Origin of the sequence: Klebsiella sp. JB_Kp042, from assembly GCF_040065275.1 — a bacterium.
GTDB lineage: Bacteria > Pseudomonadota > Gammaproteobacteria > Enterobacterales > Enterobacteriaceae > Klebsiella > Klebsiella quasipneumoniae.
On the sequence record NZ_JBEAJL010000100.1, the window covers coordinates 64,352 to 81,095 of the forward strand.

Sequence of the window (16,744 nt, forward strand, 5' to 3'; positions counted from 1 at the left end):
AGGCCCACCGGCCGAGGGGTTAGAAGGATGAAACCATTTCGTTTAGCGGCGCTGTCACTGGCGCTCCTTACCGCATTTTCATTAACCGGGTGTGATGACAGCGGTACACCGCAGGCTACGGCCCCGACGCCGGCCGCCGATAGCGGCCCTGGCGCGGCGGCAAAACCGGACAGCGCCCAGCTGGCGGCGCTGGCGGAAAAAAGCCAGGGCAAAGCGCTGACGCTGCTCGACGCCTCGGAGGTGCAGCTGGATGGCGCCGCGACCCTGGTGCTGACCTTTTCCGTACCGCTGCAGCCGGACCAGGATTTCTCCCGCAGCGTGCACCTGGTGGATAAGAAGAGCGGTAAGGTAGATGGCGCGTGGGAGCTGGCGCCGAACCTGAAAGAGCTGCGTCTGCGTCACCTTGAGCCAAAGCGCGAGCTGATTGTCTCGGTCGACCCGACGCTGACCGCCCTGAACAAGGCGACGCTCGATAAACCGTTCGAGAAGACCCTGACTACCCGCGATATCGCGCCAAGCGTCGGATTTGCCAGCCGCGGCTCGCTGCTGCCGGGCAACGTGATCGCCGGGCTGCCGGTGATGGCGCTGAACGTCGATAACGTCGACGTGAACTTCTTCCGCATTAAGCCGGAATCGCTCTCGGCCTTCGTCAGCCAGTGGGAATACCGCAATTCATTAAGCAACTGGGAATCCGACGAGCTGCTGAAGATGGCCGATCTGGTATACAGCGGCCGCTTTGACCTCAATCCGGCGCGCAATACCCGCGAAAAGCTGCTGCTGCCGCTGAGCGACATCAAGCCGCTCCAGCAGCGTGGCGTCTACGTGGCGGTCATGAACCCGGCGGGTCATTATAGCTACAGCAACGCGGCGACGCTGTTTACCCTTAGCGACATCGGCGTGTCGGCGCATCGCTACCACAACCGGCTGGACGTCTTTACCCAGAGCCTGGAAAACGGCGCCGCCCAGTCTGGTATCGATGTCCAGCTGCTCAACGCCAAAGGGCAGACCCTGGCGCAGGCGAAAAGCGATAGCCAGGGCCACGTCACCCTGCAAACCGATAAAGAAGCCGCGCTGCTGCTGGCGCGCAAAGAGGGACAGACCACGCTGCTCGACCTCAAACTGCCGGCGCTGGATCTGGCGGAGTTCTCCATTGCCGGCGCGCCAGGCTTCAGCAAACAGTTCTTTATGTTTGGCCCACGGGATCTCTATCGTCCGGGCGAAACGGTGATCCTCAATGCGCTGCTGCGCGATAGCGATGGCAAACCGCTGGCGGAACAGCCGGTGAAGCTGGAGGTGGTCCAGCCGGATGGCCAGGTGATCCGCTCGGTGATGAGCAAACCGGTTAACGGCCTGTACCAGTTTACTTATCCGCTCGACAGCGGCGCGGCCACCGGCATGTGGCACATTCGCGCCAGCACCGGCGACAACCAGCCCCGCGAGTGGGATTTCCACGTCGAAGACTTTATGCCGGAACGCATGGCGCTGAAGCTGACGCCGCAGGCGGCGCCGGTCGAGCCGAATGCCGATGTCGCCTTTGACGTCAGCGGCGCTTATCTCTACGGCGCGCCGGCCAGCGGCAACACGCTGCAGGGCAAACTGTTCCTGCGCCCGCTTCGCGACGCCGTCGCCGCGCTGCCGGGCTTTGAGTTCGGCGATATCGCAGAAGAAAATCTCTCCCGCAGCCTTGATGAAGTCCAGCTGACGCTGGATGAAAAAGGCCATGGCGAAGTGACCACCTCCAGCCAGTGGCAGGATAGCCATTCGCCGCTGCAGGTGGTGTTGCAGGCGAGCCTGCTGGAGTCCGGTGGGCGTCCGGTCACCCGTACGGTTAAGCAGCCGATCTGGCCTGCCGAGGCGCTGCCGGGGATCCGCCCGCAATTTACCCTGAAGGACGTTTACGACTACCGCACCGACACCACGGTGAAGCAGCCGGTGGTGGATGAAAACAGCAACGCCGCGTTCGATATCGTCTATGCCGACGCCAAAGGCGAGAAAAAAGCCGTTTCCGGCCTGCAGGTACGGCTGATCCGCGAGCGCCGGGATTATTACTGGAACTGGTCCGATAGCGAAGGCTGGCAGTCGCAGTTCGATCAAAAAGATCTGCAGGAGGGCGAGGAGTCGCTGGATCTGCAGGCCGGCCAGATCGGTAAAGTGAGCTTTCCGGTAGAGTGGGGCTCCTATCGCCTGGAGGTGAAAGGACCGGACGATGTCGTCAGCAGCGTGCGCTTCTGGGCGGGCTACAGCTGGCAGGATAACAGCGAAGGCACCGGCGCAGCGCGCCCGGACCGGGTCACCATGAAGCTGGATAAACCGAGCTATAAGCCGGGCGACACCATCAGGCTGCACATCGCCGCCCCGGCGGCGGGTAAAGGCTACGCGATGGTGGAATCCAGCGAAGGGCCGCTGTGGTGGCAGGAGATTGACGTACCCGCCGAGGGGATGGACCTGTCGATCCCGGTGGATAACGCCTGGAATCGCCACGACCTCTACCTCAGCACGCTGGTGGTTCGCCCCGGCGATAAATCCCGCTCGGCGACGCCGAAACGCGCGGTGGGCCTGCTGCATCTGCCGCTGGGCGATGAAAACCGTCGCCTGACGCTGGCGCTGGAGGCCCCGGATAAAATGCGCCCCAACCAGCCGCTGACGGTGAAAGTGAAAGCCAGCGTCAAAGAGGGAGAGGCGCCGAAGCAGGTTAACGTTCTGCTCTCGGCTGTCGATAGCGGGGTGCTGAATATTACCGATTACGCCACCCCGGATCCGTGGAACGCCTTCTTCGGCCAGAAACGTTATGGGGCGGATATTTATGATATTTACGGCCAGGTGATTGAAGGGCAGGGGCGTGTGGCCAGTCTGCGCTTCGGCGGCGATGGCGACGAGTTAAAACGTGGCGGTAAACCCCCGGTTAACCATGTGACCATCATCGCCCAACAGGCGCAGCCGGTGGTGCTGAACGATCAGGGCGAAGGGACGGTGACGCTGCCGATCGGTGATTTTAACGGCGAGCTGCGTGTGATGGCTCAGGCCTGGACGGCGGATGACTTCGGCAGCAGCGAAGATAAAGTGGTGGTGGCCGCCCCGGTCATCGCCGAGCTGAATACCCCGCGCTTCCTCGCCAGCGGCGACACCACCCGTCTGGCGCTGGATCTCAGCAACCTGACCGATAAACCGCAAACTCTGCAGGTACATCTTGCCGCCAGCGGACTGGTGACCTTGACCGAGGGTCAACTAACGTCGGTGCAGCTGGCGCCGGGGGCGCGCAGCACGCTGTTTGTGCCGGTGAGCGCGCTGCCGGGCTTTGGCGATGGCCAGGTGAGCGCCACTATCAGCGGCCTGAGCCTGCCGGGGGAAACCTTCGCCCCGCTGCAGAAGCAGTGGAAAATCGGCGTTCGTCCGGCGTTCCCGGCGCAGACCGTCAACAGCGGCGCCGTGCTGCAGCCCGGCGAAAGCTGGCAGGCGCCGGCGGCGCAATCGGCAGGTTTCGCCCCGCAGACGCTGCAGGGCCAGCTGCTGCTCAGCGGCAAGCCGCCGCTGAATCTCGCGCGCTATATCCGCGACCTGAAAGCCTATCCTTACGGCTGCCTTGAGCAGACCGCCAGCGGCCTGTTCCCCTCCCTGTATACCAGCGCGGCGCAGCTAAAAGCGCTGGGCATCAGCGGGGACAGCGACGAAAAACGTCGCGCGGCAATCGATGTCGGGATCTCGCGCCTGCTGCAGATGCAACTGGAAAACGGCGGCTTTGCGCTATGGGATAAAGAGGGGCCGGAAGAGTACTGGCTGACCGCTTACGCCATGGATTTCCTTGTTCGCGCGGGCGAGCAGGGCTATAGCGTACCGGTCAACGCCATTAATAAAGGTAACGAACGCCTGCTGCGCTATCTTCAGGAACCGGGGCTGATGACCGTGCGCTACAGCGACGACGCCCAGGCCAGCCGCTTTGCCGCTCAGGCCTATGCCGCGCTGGTGCTGGCGCGTCAGCAAAAAGCCCCGCTCGGCTCATTGCGTGAAATCTGGAGCCGTCACGACCAGGCGCGATCCGGCCTGCCGCTGCTGCAGCTCGGCATTGCGCTGAAAACCATGGGCGATGCGCCGCGCGGCGATGAGGCCATGAAGCTGGCGGTTGCCACGCCGCGCCACGGTGAGAACCGCTGGCTGGGCGATTACGGTAGCCCGCTTCGCGATGACGCGCTGAAGCTGGCGCTGCTGGAAGAGAACAAGCTGCTGCCGGAGGCGCAAAACACGCTGTTGAGCACGCTGTCGGAAGAGGCCTACGGCCAGCGCTGGCTGTCGACCCAGGAAACCAACGCCCTGTTCCTTGCCGGACGTACGCTTGCCGACCTGCCGGGCAACTGGCAGGCGCAAACCTCGCTGCAGGCTGAGCCGCTGGCCGGCGATAAAGCGCAAACCCGTAACCTCGACGGCGATCGGCTGGCGACGTTGCAGGTGAGCAACACCGGCAGTCAACCGCTGTGGCTGCGTCTGGACAGCAGCGGCTATCCGCAAAGCGCGCCGCAGCCAGGCGGCTACGTCCTGGGGATTGAACGCGCCGTTTTCGATACCCAGGGGCGGCAGAAGTCGCTGTCGTCGCTGCGCAGCGGCGAACTGGTGCTGGTCAAGCTGGAGGTGACCGCCAGACGCAACGTGCCTGACGCGCTGGTGGTTGACCTGCTGCCGGCGGGACTCGAGCTGGAAAACCAGAATCTGGCCAACAGCAGCGCCAGCCTGCAGGAGAATGGCGAAGCGGTGCAAAACCTCCTTAACCAGATGCAGCAGGCCGATATTCAGCATATCGAGTTCCGCGACGACCGCTTCGTCGCCGCTGTCGCGGTCAATGAAGGTCAGCCGGTGACGCTGGTCTACCTGGCGCGGGCGGTCACGCCGGGCACCTACCAGGTCCCGCAGCCGCAGGTGGAATCGATGTATGTGCCGCAGTGGCGGGCGACCGGGACCGCCAGCGGTCCGCTCACCGTGACGCCGTAAATGCGCGTAGTGCATCGGGTAAAACGCCGCTGGCGCTGGCTGGCGGCGTTTATTTTTCTGCTGTGGCTGGCGGTTATGACCGCCGATCGCCTGTGGCCGCTGCCGCTGCATGACGTCACGCCTGCCCGGGTGGTCGTGGCGGAGGACGGGACCCCCCTGTGGCGGTTTGCCGACGCGCAGGGCGTCTGGCGTTATCCGGTGACTCTCGCCGACGTGTCGCCGCGCTATCTGCAGGCGCTTATTCAGTATGAGGACCGCTGGTTCTGGCGCCATCCGGGGGTCAATCCCTTCGCTGTAGTGCGCGCCGCCTGGCAGGATCTCACCTCCGGGCGGGTCATTTCCGGCGGCAGTACCCTCACCATGCAGGTGGCGCGCCTGCTCGATCCCCACCCCCGCACTTTCGGCGGCAAGCTGCGCCAGCTGTGGCGGGCGCTGCAGCTGGAGTGGCATCTGTCAAAGAGCGAAATCCTGACCCTGTATCTGAATCGTGCGCCCTTTGGCGGCACCCTGCAAGGGATCGGCGCGGCCAGTTGGGCTTATCTCGGCAAGCCGCCCGCGCAGCTCAGCTACGGCGAGGCGGCGCTGCTGGCGGTGCTGCCCCAGGCGCCCAGCCGTTTACGTCCGGACCGCTGGCCGCAGCGGGCCCAGGCGGCGCGGGATAAAGTCCTTGCGCGCATGGTCAGCCAGGGCGTCTGGCCGAGGCTGGTGGTAAAGGAGGCGATGGAGGAGCCGGTGTGGCTGTTTCCGCGGCAGATGCCGCAGCTGGCGCCGCTCTTCGCCCGCCGGGCGCTGGCGACCAGTCGTGAGGAAAAAGTGGTGACGACCCTCGATGCCGGACTGCAGCGGCAGCTCGAGGATCTGGCGCTGAACTGGAAGTCGCGCCTGCCGCCGCGCAGTTCGCTGGCGATGGTTGTCGTCGACCACACGGATATGAAAGTCCGCGGCTGGGTGGGGTCGGCGGATATTACGGACGACAGTCGCTTTGGCCACATTGATATGGCGTCGGCGGTCCGTTCGCCGGGGTCGGTGCTGAAACCCTTTATTTATGCGCTGGCGATGGATGAAGGGCTGATCCATCCGGCGTCGTTATTGCAGGATGTGCCGCGGCGCTTTAGCGATTATCGCCCCGGTAACTTTGACAGCGGCTTTCACGGCCCGGTGAGCGCCAGCGACGCGCTGGTGCGCTCCCTGAATCTGCCGGCGGTCCAGGTGCTCGAAGCCTACGGGCCCAAACGTTTCGCGGCGAATTTGCGCAATGCCGGGTTGCCCCTGATGCTGCCCGCCGGCGCCGAGCCGAATCTGTCGTTGATCCTCGGCGGCGCCGGGGCGAGGCTGGAAGATATCGTCGCGGCGTACAGCGCCTTTGCCCGCCACGGGAAGGCGGCGCGGCTGCGCATGACGCCCGGAGACCCGCTGGTGGAAAGGGCGCTGATATCCCCCGGGGCGGCGTGGATCGTCCGGCGCATCCTGGCCGGCGAAGCGCAGCCGGTTCCCGATGCCTCACTCCCGCAAGTGGTGCCGCTGGCCTGGAAGACCGGCACCAGCTACGGGTATCGCGATGCGTGGGCGGTGGGCCTCAATGCGCGTTATCTGATTGGCATCTGGACCGGGCGTCCGGACGGTACGCCGGTGGTGGGGCAGTTTGGCTTCGCCAGCGCGGTGCCGTTGCTCAATCAGGTCAATAATCTGCTGCTCGCCCGCCCGGCGATGAGCCGCGGCGGCCTGCCGATCGATCCGCGACCGGCAACGGTCAGCCGAGGGACGCTCTGCTGGCCCGGCGGCCAGGCGCTGCCGGCGGGCGACAGCAACTGCCGTCGTCGCCTGGCCAGCTGGCTGCTGGAAGATAGCCAGCCGCCGACCCTGCTGTTGCCGGGGCAGGAGGGCGTGCGCGGGATCCGCTTCCCGGTGTGGCGCAATGAACACGGAGAACGGGTGGCGGCGGATTGTTCCGGGGCGCGCGAAAGTGTGGTGGAGGTCTGGCCGCTGCCGCTGGATCCCTGGCTACCGCCGGGGGAACGTCGCTCCGCGCGTCTGGGGCCGGCATCGAAGGCATGCCCACCGTTGCAAACTCAGGATGCCGCGCCGCTGGTGCTCTCCGGGGTCCGCGAGGGGGCGGTGATTAGACGTCTGCCGGGGGAGGCGCGGGTGATGTTGCCCCTGCAAACCAGCGGTGGTGAAGGGCGGCGCTGGTGGTTTATCAACGGCCAGCCGATAGATGCCGCCGGCGCGAGAACCACGCTAACTCTGGATAAGCCCGGCGAGTGGCAGCTGGTGGTGATGGATGAGGCAGGACAAACGGCGGCCGCGCGTTTTACCCTGCAATAACCAGGGTAAATTTGTTGTTGGCGGTTTGTGTTTTCAATACTCATCTTATTTTAACAAAATGTTACCTTCAGCCGTAGGCAGGGGCGGGGATGCTCATTATAATGCGCGCCAGGCCATACGATCGTATGCGCAACAACAGAACATTTAATTAGAGGTAATCATGGCTATTGAACGTACTTTTTCCATCATCAAACCAAACGCGGTGGCAAAAAACGTTATTGGCAGCATCTTTTCCCGCTTTGAAGCTGCAGGGTTCAAAATCGTCGGCACCAAAATGCTGCACCTGACCGTAGAGCAGGCTCGTGGTTTCTATGCTGAGCACGAAGGTCGCCCGTTCTTCGACGGTCTGGTTGAGTTCATGACCTCCGGCCCGATCGTGGTTTCCGTCCTGGAAGGCGAAAACGCCGTTCAGCGTCACCGTGACCTGCTGGGCGCCACCAACCCGGCAAACGCCCTGGCGGGTACCCTGCGCGCTGACTACGCTGACAGCTTCACCGAGAACGGCACCCACGGTTCCGACTCTGTAGAATCCGCTGCACGCGAAATCGCGTTCTTCTTTGCTGAAGGCGAGGTTTGCCCGCGCACTCGCTAATCTCCTGCGTCTTTCACGCCACAGCATTGTTGGCTTCCTTCGCGCACCCCGGTCACATAGTTATCTATGCTCCCGGGGATTAGCGAACTCGCCGCCTCGCTGTGACCTGAAATACTTTGGAGATACGAACCTCGTCTTTTCGACCGTCGCGGCGTTGGCTACGCGCGTTCACCCCGGTCACATAGTTATCTATGCTCCCGGGGATTCACTTGCTTGCCGCCTTGCGACAATCGAAAAGCCATAGAGGATTATGTACGCAGTAACAGATTTTTTATCATTGCTTTGTGCAAACGTGGCAATGATCCGCCAGAATTTGTAGAATATAGCGCCCCTGGACGAGCTGTCGCTCTCCGGGGCGTTTCTTTTTCAACCCACCTGGGGCCATAACGTGTAATAACGAGGCCGGAAAACATTATGTCTGAACAAATTGTCACGCCTGATACCGCCGCTCTGACGGTGCCGAACAAAGATGCCAAAATCAACCTGCTGGATTTAAACCGTCAGCAGATGCGCGAGTTTTTCAAAAACATGGGCGAGAAGCCTTTCCGCGCCGATCAGGTGATGAAATGGATGTATCACTACTGCTGCGACGACTTTGATGAGATGACTGACATCAACAAAGTCCTGCGCAGTAAACTGAAAGAAGTGGCGGAGATCCGCGCCCCGGAAGTGGTTGAAGAGCAACGCTCAACCGACGGGACCATCAAATGGGCGATTGCCGTTGGCGATCAGCGCGTCGAGACCGTCTATATCCCGGAAGAAGACCGCGCCACCCTGTGCGTCTCCTCCCAGGTAGGCTGCGCGCTGGAGTGTAAATTCTGCTCCACCGCCCAGCAGGGCTTTAACCGCAACCTGCGGGTTTCCGAAATTATCGGCCAGGTCTGGCGCGCGGCGAAAATCGTCGGCGCGGTGAAGACCACCGGCGTACGTCCGATCACCAACGTGGTGATGATGGGCATGGGCGAGCCGCTGCTGAACCTCAACAATGTCGTTCCGGCAATGGAAATCATGCTCGACGATTTTGGCTTTGGCCTCTCCAAACGTCGCGTCACCCTGTCGACGTCCGGCGTGGTGCCGGCGCTGGATAAACTCGGCGATATGATCGACGTCGCGCTGGCCATCTCCCTGCACGCGCCGAACGACACCATTCGTGACGAAATCGTCCCGATCAACAAAAAGTACAACATCGAGACCTTCCTCAACTCGGTGCGCGGCTATATTTCGAAGTCCAACGCCAACCAGGGCCGGGTGACCATCGAGTACGTGATGCTGGATCATGTCAACGACGGCACCGAGCACGCCCACGAACTGGCGGCGCTGCTGAAAGATACGCCGTGCAAGATCAACCTGATCCCATGGAACCCGTTCCCGGGCGCGCCGTATGGCCGCAGCTCCAACAGCCGCATCGACCGTTTCTCCAAAGTCCTGATGGAGTACGGCTTTACGACCATCGTGCGTAAAACGCGCGGCGACGATATCGATGCCGCCTGCGGTCAGCTGGCGGGCGACGTCATCGACCGTACCAAGCGCACGCTGCGTAAGCGGATGCAGGGCGAAGCGATTGACGTAAAAGCGGTCTGACAAATGATGGCCCGTGCAGCGCAGGCGGCACGGGTCATATTTATGACCAATAGCCAGGCGAAATACGCTGATTCGGTTAATAATTACGGTGCGTTTTTGTCGACTTTGAGGCAGTATGTAGCGGCACAACAACCGCTTAGCATTCAATTTTGATTCGTCTCTGTGATCGCGCGGCTGACAGTCCTATACTGTGAGGCTGACGTACCACAGATGTCTCGCGGCGCCGGCTTTTTCCCGCGCTGAACTTTAAATTTCACGTACCAGTAGTTGTAGCGAATGAATACTGAAGCCACTCAAGATCATCAAGAAGCAAACACCACGGGCGCGCGTCTGCGTCACGCCCGCGAACAACTCGGACTTAGCCAGCAAGCGGTGGCAGAACGCTTATGCCTGAAGGTGTCCACGGTTCGTGATATTGAAGACGATAAGGCGCCTGCCGACCTCGCTTCCACCTTCCTGCGCGGGTACATCCGCTCCTATGCTCGCCTCGTACATATCCCGGAAGACGAGCTGCTGCCGATGATGGCCAAGCAAGCGCCCATCCGCGCGGCGAAAGTCGCGCCAATGCAGAGCTTCTCTTTAGGTAAACGTCGCAAAAAACGCGACGGCTGGCTGATGAGCTTCACCTGGCTGGTGCTGTTTGTGGTTATCGGCCTGAGCGGCGCCTGGTGGTGGCAAGACCATAAGGCGCAGCAGGAAGAGATCTCCACCATGGCCGATCAGTCTTCCGCTGAGCTGAACAGCGGCGACACCAGCAGCCAGAGCGTGCCGCTGGATACCAGCGCCCCGGCAGCCCCGACCGCCGATAGCGCTGCGAACAGCGCGCCAACCGATACCGCCAGCGCCCCGACCACCAGCGCCCCGGCCCAGACGCCGGCGGACAATAACGCCGTTGTCGCGCCTTCCCAGGCCAATGTCGATACCGCAGGCGCGGCGCCGACGGCGCCGGCTACCCCGGCCTCGCCATTGCCGACCGATCAGGCGAACGTGACGAACCCGGCGGCGGCGGCGCAGGATCTGGTGATGAACTTTTCCGCCGATTGCTGGCTGGAAGTGAGCGATGCCACCGGCAAAAAACTGTTCAGCGGCCTGCAGCGTAAAGGCGGCAACCTGAACCTGAGCGGTCAGGCGCCGTATAAGCTGAAAATTGGCGCCCCGGCTGCGGTAGAGATCCAGTATCTGGGCAAGCCTGTCGATTTAAGTCGTTTTATCAGAACTAACCAGGTTGCGCGTCTGACCCTTAATGCCGAATCATCACCGGCGCAGTAACAGACGGGTAACGCGGGAGATTTTTCATGCATAACCAGGCTCCGATTCAACGTAGAAAATCTAAACGTATTTACGTTGGTAATGTGCCAATTGGCGATGGGGCTCCCATCGCCGTTCAGTCAATGACTAATACGCGCACCACTGATGTGGCGGCAACCGTAAATCAAATCAAAGCGTTAGAGCGCGTGGGCGCGGATATTGTCCGCGTCTCTGTTCCGACGATGGACGCCGCCGAGGCGTTCAAACTGATCAAACAGCAGGTCAACGTCCCGCTGGTCGCCGATATCCACTTTGACTACCGTATTGCGCTGAAAGTCGCGGAATACGGCGTCGACTGCCTGCGTATCAACCCGGGCAACATCGGCAACGAAGAGCGCATCCGCATGGTCGTAGATTGCGCGCGCGATAAAAATATCCCGATCCGCATCGGCGTTAACGCCGGCTCGCTGGAAAAAGATCTGCAGGAAAAATATGGCGAGCCGACGCCGCAGGCGCTGCTCGAATCCGCCATGCGCCACGTCGATCATCTCGATCGCCTCAATTTCGATCAGTTTAAAGTCAGCGTTAAAGCCTCCGACGTCTTCCTGGCGGTAGAGTCTTATCGCCTGCTGGCGAAACAGATCGATCAACCGCTGCACCTCGGGATCACCGAAGCGGGCGGCGCGCGCAGCGGCGCGGTGAAATCGGCGATCGGTCTTGGGCTGCTGTTGTCCGAAGGGATCGGCGATACGCTGCGCGTCTCGCTGGCGGCGGATCCGGTGGAGGAGATCAAGGTCGGCTTCGATATCCTCAAATCGCTGCGTATTCGTTCCCGCGGTATTAATTTCATCGCCTGCCCGACCTGTTCGCGTCAGGAGTTTGACGTTATCGGGACGGTGAACGCCCTGGAGCAACGTCTGGAAGATATCATCACTCCGATGGATGTTTCGATCATCGGCTGCGTGGTGAACGGCCCGGGCGAAGCGCTGGTTTCCACCCTCGGCGTGACCGGCGGCAACAAGAAAAGCGGCCTGTATGAAGACGGCGTGCGTAAAGATCGCCTGGACAACAACGACATGATCGACCAGCTGGAAGCGCGGATCCGCGCCAAAGCCTCGATGCTCGATGAAGCCCGTCGGATTGACGTTCAACAGCTTGAAGCAAAATAACGTGTTGGGAAGCGATACGCTTCCCGTGTATGATTGAACCTGCGGGCGCGAGGCGCCGGGGTTCATTTTTGTATATATAAAGAGAATAAACGTGGCAAAGAACATTCAAGCCATCCGTGGCATGAACGATTATCTGCCGGGCGAAACCGCTCTCTGGCAGCGCATTGAAGGCTCACTGAAGCAGGTGCTCGGTAGCTACGGTTACAGCGAAATCCGTTTGCCGATTGTAGAGCAGACCCCGTTATTCAAACGCGCGATCGGCGAAGTGACCGACGTGGTTGAAAAAGAGATGTACACCTTTGAGGACCGCAACGGCGACAGCCTGACGCTGCGTCCGGAAGGGACGGCGGGCTGCGTACGAGCCGGCATCGAACATGGTCTGCTGTACAATCAAGAACAGCGCCTGTGGTACGTCGGGCCGATGTTCCGCCACGAGCGTCCGCAGAAAGGCCGTTACCGCCAGTTCCATCAGATCGGCGCCGAAGTTTTCGGCCTGCAGGGGCCGGACATCGATGCGGAGCTGATCATGCTGACCGCGCGCTGGTGGCGTGAGCTGGGCATCTCCGATCATGTCAGCCTTGAGCTGAACTCCATCGGTTCTCTGGAAGCCCGCGCCAACTACCGCGACGCGCTGGTGGCTTATCTCGAGCAGTTTACCGATAAGCTTGATGAAGACAGCAAACGCCGGATGTATACCAATCCGCTGCGGGTGCTGGACTCCAAAAACCCGGACGTGCAGGCGCTGCTGAACGACGCGCCGGCGCTCGGCGATTATCTCGACGAAGAGTCGAAAGCCCACTTTGCCGGCCTGTGCGCGTTGCTTGACGATGCCGGGATCCGCTATACCGTCAACCAGCGCCTGGTGCGCGGCCTCGACTACTATAACCGCACCGTGTTTGAGTGGGTGACCACCAGTCTCGGTTCTCAGGGCACCGTCTGCGCCGGCGGCCGTTACGACGGCCTGGTTGAGCAGCTTGGCGGTCGTGCCACCCCGGGCGTGGGCTTCGCCATGGGTCTGGAACGTCTTGTTTTACTGGTCCAGGCAGTGAATCCGGAATTTAAAGCCGATCCTGTTGTCGATATATACCTGGTAGCCTCCGGGACCGATACTCAGTCCGCCGCCATGCGTCTGGCTGAGCAGGTTCGCGATGCGCTGCCCGGCGTGAAACTGATGACCAACCACGGCGGCGGCAACTTTAAGAAGCAGTTCGCCCGTGCCGATAAATGGGGCGCACGTATCGCCCTGGTGGTGGGTGAGTCAGAGATCGCTGACGGAAACGTGGTAGTGAAGGATTTACGCTCAGGTGAGCAAACTACCGTAACGCAGGAGAGCGTTGCCGCGCATTTGCGCACACTTCTGGGTTAATCTCCCGGGAATTATTAGTCAGGAGAAGGACTGCGTGGAAACTTTTAACAACGAGAACGATCAGGTCGATGCGCTGAAGCGCTTCTTTGCCGAAAACGGCAAAGCGCTGGCGGTCGGGGTGATTTTAGGGATTGGCGCGCTGGTTGGCTGGCGCTACTGGACCTCCCATCAGCAGGATACCGCCAGAGACGCGTCGCTGGCTTACGAAAAGGCGACTTCCGCGCTGAAATCAAATACGCCAGACGTGCTGTCAGGGGCGGAGAAGTTCGCGGCTGACAATAAAAATACCTACGGCGCCTTCGCCTCTCTCGAGCTGGCACAGCATTTTGTTGAACAGAACGATCTGCCGAACGCCGAAAAGCAGCTTCAGCAGGGGCTGGCGGCCGCGTCTGATGATAACCTGAAATCGGTTATCAGTATGCGTCTTGCCCGCGTTCAGCTGCAGATGAAGCAGGCTGATGCGGCGCTGAAAACCCTCGACAGCATTAAAGGCGAAGGTTGGACCGCGATTGTGGCTGATTTGCGCGGCGAAATTCTGTTGAGCAAAGGCGATAAGCAAGGGGCCCGTGCGGCGTGGGAAGCTGGCGTGAAAAGCGATGCTTCTCCTGCGCTCAGCGAAATGATGCGTATGAAAATGAATAATTTGTCCATCTGAGAGGGACTCGATGCAATTGCGTAAATTACTTTTGCCAGGGCTGCTTTCCGTTACCTTGCTGAGCGGGTGTTCGCTGTTTAATAGCGAAGAAGATGTGGTGAAAATGTCACCGCTGCCGACGGTAGAAAACCAGTTTACGCCGTCCACGTCCTGGAGCACCTCGGTTGGCGATGGTATCGGCGAATTTTACTCTAACCTTCATCCGGCCTTCGCCGACGGCGTGGTCTATGCCGCTGACCGTAAAGGCACCGTCAAAGCGCTGAGCGCTGACGACGGCAAAGAGGTGTGGTCGGTGAATCTGGCGGAGAAAGATGGCTGGTTCTCGCGCACCCCGGCGCTGCTTTCCGGCGGTGTGACCGTCTCGGGCGGCCATGTTTATATCGGCAGTGAGAAAGCGCAGCTGTATGCGCTGAATACCAGCGATGGTACCGTTGCCTGGCAAACCCGCGTCGCCGGCGAAGCGCTGTCGCGCCCGGTGGTGAGCGATGGCATGGTGCTGGTCCACACCAGTAACGGCCAGCTGCAGGCGCTGAATGAGACCGATGGCGCCGTGAAGTGGACGGTTAACCTGGATATGCCTGCGCTCTCCCTGCGCGGCGAATCCGCTCCGGCCACCGCCTACGGCGCGGCGATCGTGGGCGGCGACAATGGCCGCGTCAGCGCGGTATTGATGCAGCAGGGGCAGATGATTTGGCAGCAGCGTATTTCCACGGCCACCGGGCCGACGGAAATCGACCGTCTGAGCGACGTCGACACCACGCCGATTATCGTCAACGGCGTTGTCTATGCGCTGGCTTACAACGGTAACCTGACCGCGCTGGATCTGCGCAGCGGCCAGATTATGTGGAAGCGCGAGCTGGGTTCGGTGAATGATTTCATCGTCGATGGCAACCGTATCTATCTGGTTGACCAGAATGACCGCCTGCTGGCGCTGACTACCGATGGCGGCGTGACCCTGTGGACACAAAGCGATCTGCTGCACCGTTTGCTGACCGCGCCGGTGTTGTATAATGGCAATCTGGTGGTCGGCGATAGCGAAGGCTATATGCACTGGGTGAACCCGGAAGATGGCCATTTTGTGGCGCAGCAGAAAGTGGACAGCTCCGGTTTCCTGACCGACCCGGTTGTGGCCGATGGTCGACTGCTGATCCAGGCGAAAGACGGTACGCTGTACGCGATTACGCGTTAATTACCGCTGTCGTGAGTGATTAAGAAACGGCCCCTGGCAGACAGGGGCCGTTTTGACTTTTTTAAAAACGTCGTTATGACGATGTTGCTTAGTGATTGTATGAGGCATTTAACATGATACCTGTGGTCGCGCTTGTCGGGCGCCCTAACGTTGGAAAATCCACGCTCTTTAACCGCCTGACGCGCACTCGTGATGCGCTGGTTGCGGATTTCCCGGGGCTGACTCGTGACCGTAAGTACGGTCGGGCCGAAGTCGAAGGCCGCGAATTCATCTGTATCGATACCGGTGGTATTGATGGTACGGAAGAGGGCGTGGAAACCCGGATGGCGGAGCAGTCGCTGCTGGCAATCGAAGAGGCCGATGTGGTGCTGTTTATGGTCGATGCGCGCGCGGGCCTGATGCCGGCGGACATCGCGATCGCTAAACACCTGCGCTCTCGTGAAAAGCCCACCTTCCTGGTGGCTAACAAAACCGACGGCATCGACGTCGACCAGGCGATGGCGGACTTCTGGTCGCTCGGCCTGGGCGATATCTATCCTATTGCCGCTTCGCACGGCCGCGGCGTGACCAGCCTGCTTGAGCAGGCCCTGCTGCCATGGGTCGATGAGGTTAATCCTCAGGAAGAAGTGGATGAAGACGCCGAATACTGGGCAAAATTCGAAGCTGAGCAGAATGGTGAAGCGGAAGAAGAGCCGGAAGACGATTTCAATCCGCAGGATCTGCCGATCAAGCTGGCGATTGTCGGACGTCCTAACGTCGGTAAATCGACGCTCACCAACCGCATCCTCGGCGAAGATCGCGTGGTGGTCTACGATATGCCGGGCACCACCCGCGACAGCATTTACATCCCGATGCAGCGTGACGAGCGCGAATACGTGCTCATCGATACCGCCGGGGTGCGCAAGCGCGGCAAAATTACTGACGTGGTGGAGAAATTCTCGGTCATCAAGACGCTGCAGGCGATTGAAGACGCCAACGTCGTGCTGCTGGTGATTGATGCCCGCGAAGGCATCTCCGATCAGGATCTGTCGCTGCTGGGCTTTATCCTCAACAGCGGCCGCTCCCTGGTGATCGTCGTCAACAAATGGGACGGCCTGAGCCAGGAAGTGAAGGAGCAGGTGAAAGAGACCCTCGACTATCGTCTGGGCTTTATCGACTTTGCCCGGGTGCACTTCATCTCCGCCCTGCACGGCAGCGGCGTCGGCAACCTGTTTGAATCGGTACGTGAAGCCTACGATAGCGCAACCCGCCGCGTAAGCACCGCGATGCTCACCCGGATCATGAACATGGCGGCGGAAGATCATCAGCCACCGCTGGTTCGCGGCCGTCGCGTGAAGCTGAAATATGCCCACGCCGGGGGCTACAACCCGCCTATCGTGGTGATCCACGGTAACCAGGTGAAGGATCTGCCGGATTCCTACAAGCGCTATCTGATGAACTATTTCCGTAAATCCCTGGACGTGATGGGTACGCCAATCCGTATCCAGTTCAAGGAAGGGGAAAACCCGTTCGCCAACAAGCGCAACACTCTGACGCCGAACCAGATGCGGAAACGTAAGCGCCTGATCAAGCACATCAAGAAAAGCAAATAATCATTAAACCCGCTTCGGCGGGTTTTTTTGTGGCCGCCATGCCGGTAAAT

Annotated in this window: 10 protein-coding genes; all 10 read left to right on the plus strand. The window is 60.7% G+C overall.

Annotation, left to right across the window (positions count from 1 at the left end):
• Positions 1-27: 27 nt before the first annotated feature.
• Positions 28-4,977: an alpha-2-macroglobulin gene (locus ABLV54_RS21460; RefSeq protein WP_135704383.1), complete on the plus strand. Its 4,950-nt coding sequence runs from the start codon at positions 28-30 to the stop codon at positions 4,975-4,977.
• Entirely contained in the window at positions 4,978-7,302 is a 2,325-nt protein-coding gene (gene pbpC / locus ABLV54_RS21465) for a peptidoglycan glycosyltransferase PbpC (protein ID WP_101881302.1), read from the plus strand.
• Positions 7,303-7,462: 160 nt separating this feature from the next.
• Positions 7,463-7,894 carry a nucleoside-diphosphate kinase gene (gene ndk, locus ABLV54_RS21470; protein WP_004144312.1) on the plus strand — a complete coding sequence of 144 codons (432 nt, stop codon included), beginning with the start codon at positions 7,463-7,465 and terminating at the stop codon, positions 7,892-7,894.
• 414 nt (positions 7,895-8,308) lie between these two features.
• Positions 8,309-9,475 (plus strand): bifunctional tRNA (adenosine(37)-C2)-methyltransferase TrmG/ribosomal RNA large subunit methyltransferase RlmN, encoded by a 1,167-nt coding sequence (locus tag ABLV54_RS21475; protein WP_002913894.1) that lies wholly within the window; start codon positions 8,309-8,311, stop codon positions 9,473-9,475.
• 276 nt (positions 9,476-9,751) lie between these two features.
• Positions 9,752-10,744 carry a cytoskeleton protein RodZ gene (rodZ, locus tag ABLV54_RS21480; protein WP_023290635.1) on the plus strand — a complete coding sequence of 331 codons (993 nt, stop codon included), beginning with the start codon at positions 9,752-9,754 and terminating at the stop codon, positions 10,742-10,744.
• A gap of 26 nt (positions 10,745-10,770) precedes the next feature.
• On the plus strand, positions 10,771-11,892 hold the full coding sequence (gene ispG, locus ABLV54_RS21485) for a flavodoxin-dependent (E)-4-hydroxy-3-methylbut-2-enyl-diphosphate synthase (RefSeq protein ID WP_004201890.1): 1,122 nt from the start codon (positions 10,771-10,773) through the stop codon (positions 11,890-11,892).
• Positions 11,893-11,983: 91 nt separating this feature from the next.
• Positions 11,984-13,258 (plus strand): histidine--tRNA ligase, encoded by a 1,275-nt coding sequence (gene hisS, locus ABLV54_RS21490; RefSeq protein WP_012540880.1) that lies wholly within the window; start codon positions 11,984-11,986, stop codon positions 13,256-13,258.
• Between the two features lie 34 nt (positions 13,259-13,292).
• A complete protein-coding gene (locus tag ABLV54_RS21495) occupies positions 13,293-13,913 on the plus strand; it encodes a YfgM family protein (RefSeq protein WP_023290633.1) in 621 nt (206 codons plus the stop codon).
• 10 nt (positions 13,914-13,923) lie between these two features.
• The gene (gene bamB / locus ABLV54_RS21500; protein ID WP_023290632.1) at positions 13,924-15,102 is read left to right on the plus strand and encodes an outer membrane protein assembly factor BamB; all 1,179 of its coding nucleotides are present in this window, start codon (positions 13,924-13,926) and stop codon (positions 15,100-15,102) included.
• 113 nt (positions 15,103-15,215) lie between these two features.
• Positions 15,216-16,694, plus strand: coding sequence for a ribosome biogenesis GTPase Der (der, locus tag ABLV54_RS21505; RefSeq protein WP_004144309.1), 1,479 nt, complete (start codon positions 15,216-15,218; stop codon positions 16,692-16,694).
• Positions 16,695-16,744: the final 50 nt, after the last annotated feature.